Origin of the sequence: Synechococcus sp. CB0205 (assembly GCF_000179255.1) — a bacterium.
GTDB lineage: Bacteria > Cyanobacteriota > Cyanobacteriia > PCC-6307 > Cyanobiaceae > Vulcanococcus.
In genome coordinates this window covers 1-6,129 of sequence record NZ_ADXM01000037.1, presented here as the reverse complement: position 1 = coordinate 6,129, position 6,129 = coordinate 1, and the positions used below count along the sequence as shown (strand labels likewise).

The 6,129-nt window shown below is 67.0% G+C and carries 9 protein-coding genes and 1 pseudogene; 3 read left to right on the top strand and 7 right to left on the bottom strand.

The window, feature by feature from the left end:
* Positions 1–412 (top strand): nickel pincer cofactor biosynthesis protein LarB (larB, locus tag CB0205_RS0106275; RefSeq protein ID WP_010315577.1); only part of this gene is annotated, 412 nt, incomplete at its 5' end.
* Here the strand turns inward: larB and CB0205_RS16295 are convergent.
* From CB0205_RS16295 to CB0205_RS0106240, 6 genes are all read right to left on the bottom strand, one after another.
* A complete protein-coding gene (locus tag CB0205_RS16295) occupies positions 384–542 on the bottom strand; it encodes a hypothetical protein (RefSeq protein WP_198001908.1) in 159 nt (52 codons plus the stop codon). The genes larB and CB0205_RS16295 overlap by 29 nt on opposite strands.
* Before the next feature lie 115 nt (positions 543–657).
* Entirely contained in the window at positions 658–822 is a 165-nt protein-coding gene (locus CB0205_RS15860) for a hypothetical protein (RefSeq protein WP_010315575.1), read from the bottom strand.
* A 123-nt stretch (positions 823–945) separates the two neighbouring features.
* Complete coding sequence (locus CB0205_RS0106260; RefSeq protein WP_050778440.1) at positions 946–1,842, bottom strand: DUF1517 domain-containing protein; 897 nt, start codon at positions 1,840–1,842, stop codon at positions 946–948.
* A 75-nt stretch (positions 1,843–1,917) separates the two neighbouring features.
* Positions 1,918–2,124 carry a sulfur carrier protein ThiS gene (thiS, locus tag CB0205_RS0106255; RefSeq protein WP_010315570.1) on the bottom strand — a complete coding sequence of 69 codons (207 nt, stop codon included), beginning with the start codon at positions 2,122–2,124 and terminating at the stop codon, positions 1,918–1,920.
* Positions 2,121–3,188: a thiamine phosphate synthase gene (locus tag CB0205_RS0106250; RefSeq protein ID WP_010315568.1), complete on the bottom strand. Its 1,068-nt coding sequence runs from the start codon at positions 3,186–3,188 to the stop codon at positions 2,121–2,123. The genes thiS and CB0205_RS0106250 overlap by 4 nt, the downstream gene beginning before the upstream one ends.
* A 150-nt stretch (positions 3,189–3,338) precedes the next feature.
* A complete protein-coding gene (locus CB0205_RS0106240) occupies positions 3,339–4,310 on the bottom strand; it encodes a bifunctional riboflavin kinase/FAD synthetase (protein WP_029626163.1) in 972 nt (323 codons plus the stop codon).
* A gap of 36 nt (positions 4,311–4,346) precedes the next feature.
* Here CB0205_RS0106240 and CB0205_RS0106235 point away from each other — a divergent pair, with 36 nt between their 5' ends.
* Entirely contained in the window at positions 4,347–4,922 is a 576-nt protein-coding gene (locus tag CB0205_RS0106235; RefSeq protein ID WP_010315562.1) for a DUF3611 family protein, read from the top strand.
* On the opposite strand, the gene surE is transcribed toward CB0205_RS0106235, so the two are convergent.
* Positions 4,907–5,695 (bottom strand): 5'/3'-nucleotidase SurE, encoded by a 789-nt coding sequence (gene surE / locus CB0205_RS0106230; protein ID WP_010315560.1) that lies wholly within the window; start codon positions 5,693–5,695, stop codon positions 4,907–4,909. The two genes, CB0205_RS0106235 and surE, sit on opposite strands and share 16 nt — an antisense overlap.
* A 79-nt stretch (positions 5,696–5,774) precedes the next feature.
* Here surE and CB0205_RS0106225 point away from each other — a divergent pair.
* Positions 5,775–6,129 (top strand): annotated as a pseudogene (locus CB0205_RS0106225) (phenylalanine--tRNA ligase subunit alpha); the annotation flags it as partial.

The following is a 6,129-nucleotide window of genomic DNA, read 5'->3' as shown; positions in this document are numbered from 1 at the left end:
CGAGGTCCTGATCCTCAGCGGCGGCACCAGCGATCTCCCCGTCGCCGCCGAGGCGCAGCTCGCCCTGCAATGGCATGGCATCAGCTGCGCACTGGTGCTGGATGTGGGCGTGGCGGGCCTGCACCGGCTGCTGGATCAACTGGAGCGGCTGCGCCAGGCCCGGGTGTTGATCGCCTGCGCCGGCATGGAAGGCGCCCTACCCACAGTCTTGGCGGGCCTACTGCCCCAACCGGTGATCGGAGTGCCGGTCAGCGTTGGCTACGGCGTCAGTGCTGGAGGCCAGGCGGCCCTGCACGGAATGCTGGCCAGCTGCGCTCCGGGCCTGAGCGTGGTGAACATCGACAACGGCTATGGCGCGGCCATGGCCGCCTTGCGGATCCTGCTCAGCAGTGGGGCCGCAGCGGAGCACTGAGCGGGCGCTCGATCTCCAGCACCGCCTCCACCCAGAGACGCATCGAGCGGGGCAGTCGCCCCTGTTCGTAGCGATCCAAGGCCTCCATCAACACGGGGGTATTCACCCACTGCATCGATCGCCGAGCCATTCACGCAACCCCGGTGCACCGCAGTGTGCTGAGCACCCCCAGGCGGTGCAACTGGCCCAGGCCGAATCTGCGGCTGGCCTTCAGGATTGGCCCCGGCGCAACGCCGCGCTAGCCCTCAGACCGCCTCGTGGCGGCTCAGCCACTCCAGCTCGCGGGCCCGCTCTTCGCTCTCCACCTTGTTCAGGCGGCTGAGCAGGGCCTGCAGATCCACGCCGGCCAATTCACCGTTGGCCTGCCACTTCATGGCGGAGGTCTCGGCGGTGTGGCGCGGGGTGGACACGGTCTGAAATTGAAGTCTTCAGACCCTACAAATTGAACCCATTGCTTAACAACGGGTTTTGGCGATCAAGAGCCGAAGAGATTCTTTAGTTCCTCAATTCTTGAGGAAATCCGAAGAGTCCAATCAGAGGTGCTTCAGCTGCGGATAAGCCGTAATCAGCTCATCAGCACTCAGCACATCACCCGCCTCTTCCGGCTGCCAGATCACTTCCAAAGCCAGCAGTTGACTGGACGGAACCGAACCCAGGATGCGCAGGGTCTCGCGCAAGTCCTCGGAGCCATTCACCGGCTTGAGGGTCAGGCGGCTGCGGCTGGCCACCAGCAGGGTGACGGCGATGTAGTCGCTGACGGCATCGGCATCACCGGCCGGTCCACCGCTATTGGCGCTAACCGTTCCCGAGACGTTGCTGGTGACCTCGCTGCGCAGCTTGCTGCGCTCGGTCATCGAGAGGCGATTGAAGGTGGATTCCGCAGCCTGGAAGGGAACCTGCCCCACCTCAGCGTTGGCATAGACCCAGAGATCCGGCTGGCGCAGCAAGGCCAAGGTGCTGTCCTGCAGGACCCGCTGCAGGCCGCTGCTGGTGCTGGTGTCGGCACTGCCGGCGAGCTGTCTCAGGTCCTGCTGCAGCTCCCGCGCCGAAGCCAACAGACCGACCTGCAGTTGGGCGATCGAAACAGGGCCATCGCTTGGCGCGCGATCGATAGCACCGCCCTGCATGCCAGCCGGCAGGGAGCCGCCGCCACCGCCGCCGCGCACCGCGTTCACCAGAAGACCCACCACGGCCATCAGGATCAGGAAGCCAAACAGGCCGCCACCACCAAAGAAGAAGGGAACCACGAAGGGGAAGCCGAAGCCGCCGCCATAGCCGCGCTGGTAGCCGCCGCCGCGATAACCGCCTCCGCCATAACTCCGTGGCATGGGGGCGGAGCGGAAGCTGCCGCCGCCGATGCGTCCGCCACTAGCCGCCTGGCTGGCCTGGGGCAGGGCCAGCAGGAGTGTGAGCACCAGGGCCGGAACCATCAAGCCACTGAGCAGCCGTCGCACGAGCGAGGAGGGACGTGAAGCGGCCACGGCAGAGCTCTAGCTCGATGGAATCTAAGAACCTCCGCCGACGATGGTGACCACCTCCAGACCATCGGCTTCCCGAACCAGCTGCTCAGCCCAGCGGGCGCGAGGCAGGATCTCGCCGTTGAACTCCACCACCACCAGTTGGGGGCGATAGCCCAGGTGCTCCAGCATCTGCACCAGGTTCAAGCCCTCCGGGCAGCTGGTGGTTTCGCCGTTGACCCGAATCTCAATCATTCCCCCAGGACCTCCAACAGCTCGCGGGCGGCCTGGGCGGGATCGGCCGCCTCGGTGATCGCCCGCACGACGGCCACCTGGGTGGCACCGGTGGCCAGCACCGAAGGGAGGTTCTCCTTCTCAATGCCGCCGATCGCAAAGAAGGGAATCGCGCTCTCCGCAGCGGCCTGGCGGACGTAATCCAATCCCACCGGTTCACGGCCGGGCTTGGTCGGCGTGGCGTTCACCGGTCCAACGCCGACGTAATCACAGCCATCGCGCATGGCCTGCTGAAGCTGCGCCAGGGCATGGGTGCTGCGGCCAATCAACTTCTCCGGCCCCAGCAGCTGCCGCGCCAGGGCCGGCGGCAGATCCCCCTGGCCCAGATGCACGCCATCGGCATCCACCGCCAGGGCGATGTCGATGCGGTCGTTCACCAGGAACAGGGCCCCATGGCGACTGCAGAGCTGCCGCAGCGCCTGGGCCTGCTGCAGGCGCACGGCATCAGTGATCGGCTGGCCATCGGGACCCAGGCTTCCGTCCTTGGCGCGGTACTGAACCAGGCGAACGCCGCCCTCCAGGGCCGCCTCCACCACGGCCTCCAGCCGGGGCGAGGGACTGGTCACCAAATAGAGCCGCGCCGCCCGCAGTCGCTCCCGCCGCTCCTGCCCGCCGGCACTGGCGCACATCACATCCACCTCCAGGTCATAGAGGGCATAGCGAACCGCCGCGGCCTCCTCAGCCAGGCGATCATCCACGCCGCGGCCGAATTCCTCCAGAACCCGCAGGGCTTCCTGCACCCGGCCGCAGTTCGCCGCCACCACGGCCTGGGGTTGCTCCCGCTCCCGCTGGGCGGGATGCGCCATGCCCGTCGCCACATCGCCCGCCGCGTCGCGGGCCCGCTTGTAGCGCTCGTCATGCAAGCGGCCCAGGCGTTGGCGCATGTCCTTGCTGCGGGCCACCAGATCCGCCCGATCCAGGCCAAAGCGACACCAGTCCTCGATCACCCGCAAGCCTTCACGGGCGCGGTCCAGGTTGGCGTCCAGCAAACGCAACACCGCAGCCGGCTGTTCAGGTGTGGTCATGGCGTCTGCACGGGCAGGACTCTCTGCTTAGGTTTGTGGCGCAAACCAAAAGGAATGGCGATGGCCCAGGGCGAATCCGACAGCCCAATGGTGGTGCTGATCTCAGGGATTCTGCTGCTGGGGGCGATCGCCGCCTTCATCGGCTGGGGCCTAACCAACGCCTACCCCGGCAGCTGACTCCAACAGCGCCGTGGCGCTCTCGGCATCGCGCTGGATCTGCTGCACCAGGGCCTCGAGGTTCTCGAAGCGCTGCTGGCTGCGCAGCAGCTGCACCGGCTCCACCAACAGCTCCCTGCCGTTGAGATCGAGCGTTCGGCCGAGCAGATGAACCTCAACGGCCGAAGGGGCCGTGGGATCGACCGTGGGCTGCGGGCCCAGGTTCATCACCGCCGCCAGCCGTTCCTCACCGAGCCAGGCCCAAGCGGCATAGACCCCCTCGAGGGGCAAAAACTTGCGGCCATCTACCTGGAGGTTGGCCGTGGGCCAACCCAGCTGACGTCCTAGGCCGCGGCCGCTGACCACGGTGCCGCCAAAGCGATAGGGACGGCCCAGCAGCCGGGTGGCCTCCTGCAGATCTCCTGCCGCCAGGGCACGTCGGATGCGACTGCTGCTGAATTGCTCCTCCCCCTCGGCCAGCAGGGGTTGGATCTGAACCTCGATGCCCCGTTCAGCGCCGAGCTGCTGAAGGGTTGTGGTAGTGCCGCTGCGGCCTGCGCCAAAGCGGAAGTTGGCGCCCACCACCACCAGGCCGGCCTGGAGCTGCTCGTGCAGCACCTGCTGCACGAAGGCCTCGGGGGAGAGGGCCGCCAGATCGCGGGTGAAGGGCACCAGCACCAACTGCTCGATCCCCAGGGGCTCCAGCAGGGCCAATTTCTCGCTGGGCAAATCCAGCCGCAGGCGCGCCTCAGCGAAGAGCACCTCCCGGGGGTGCGGCCAGAAGCTGACCACCGTCGGCACCAGATGCCGTTGGGCGGCGCGTTCGGTGACGGCCGCGATCACGCTGCGATGCCCCGGGTGCAGACCGTCAAAGCTGCCCAGGGCCACCGCCGTCGGCCCCTTCGCCTGCCCTGGCTCGAGCGCTGCAATCACAACCAAAAGCGCTCGAGGCCTCGCCAGAGGCATTCTCCCATGGCAGGTTTGGGCATCCCCCCACGTCCCATGGCCGATCGCCTCGACTTTCAGCTGCTCTCCCTAGGGCTGAGGCGGATGGCCTGGATCCGCTTCTGGACCCAAACCGCCCTGGGGATCGTGGTAGTGGGGGTGCTGCTCTTCAACAACATCGGCGGCAGCCTGGCCCGCAATTCCGAGCGGGCCCTGGGTCTAGGACCGGGCCTCTCCCTGACGACCCTGTCCTTCTTTGTGCTGCTCTACAGCCTCTGGCAGGGCTGGTTGATTGTGCGGCTCGGGCGGGCCTTAGGCAGCGGCGCGAAGCCCAGCCGCAGCGAAGCCGGAAAGCTGATCAAACGCGGCCTGCTGGCGGATCTGCTCGGTCTGGTCTTTGCCTCCGTGGGCTATCAGTCCCTGGCCGGCAGCCTGTTTGTCCAGGCCTCGCTGCAGGCCCCGGGATTCTTTGGCTCTCCGGTGGGGGGCACCAGCGCCCGCAGCCTTGTGGGCTACCCGATCACCTCCATTGAGATGCTCTCGGTGCTGAGCAACACCCAGGTGCTCTTCGCCCACACCATCGGTCTGATCTTCTCGCTCTGGTTCCTGCAGCGGATCTACCGCTCGAAGTGAGGCGGCTTGAGAGCTGAGAGGTCTCCGCGCCAGAACAATTCCGGCTGCAGTGGGGTCAGCGAGACACCTCCGGCGGCCACATGGGCCACATCGATGGGCCACTCCTTGGGACCGGCGACTTCGGCCTCGAGGTCATTGGCGACCTCACCGGCCAACCAGAAGTAGGTGCGGCCGCGGGGGTCAGCGCGCTTGACGAATTGGTCGGTGTAGCGGCGAACGGCCTTTCTGCACCAGCGCAGTTGCCCGATGGACTCCAGCGGCAGGGCCGGGACATTCAGGTTGAGGAGCATGCCCTTGTCCCAGTCCTCGCGGCGGCTCTGCTCGGCCACATCCAGAGCAATGCGCGCCGACGCCTGAAAGTCGCGCCACTTGTAATCGGCGCAGCTCACCGCCAGGGCGGGCAGGCCTTCGATGGTTCCCTCCATCGCCGCACTGACCGTGCCGGAATACAGGGTGTCGGTGCCCAGATTGGGGCCATGGTTGATGCCCGAGAGGACCATGTCAGGCCACTCCTCAAACAGGGCAAAGAGGCCCAACTTGACGCAATCGCTGGGGGTGCCGCTGCAGGCCCAGGCGGTGACGCCCTCGACAAAGAGCTCGTCGGCACGCTCGGCCCGCAGGGGGGTTTGCAGGGTCAGGCCATGGCCCGTAGCGGAGCGCTCCTGATCGGGGCAGACCACCGTGACCTGATGACCGCGCCGCAGGGCTTCAGCCGCCAGGGCACGGATGCCATCAGCGAAGACGCCATCGTCATTACTGATCAGGATCCGCACAGTGCCCTCACGCCTGGCCTGAGGCTAAGGGGCCTGAAACAGGCGTCTACCTAAAGTCGGCGCTCGTTGAAGTCGATCCTTGAGCGCCACCGTCAGCCTGCAGCAGCTCACCGATCAACTCGATCAGCTGGAGGCCCAGGCTGCCCAAGAGATCGCCGCCGCCGCGGACGCCGCAGCCCTCGAGGAGCTGCGGGTGGGCCTGCTGGGCAAGAAGGGTCGGCTCTCGGGGGTGCTCGGAGCGATGGGCAAGCTGCCCGGCGATGAGCGTCCGGTGGTCGGTCAGCGGGCCAACGTGCTCAAGGAGCAGGTGCAGAGCCTGCTGAGCGATCGCCTGCAGGCGGTGAAGAGCGCCGCGATGGCCGAGCGCATCACCAGCGAGACCCTGGACGTGACCATGCCGGCCAGCTTCACGCCGGTGGGGCACCGCCACCCCC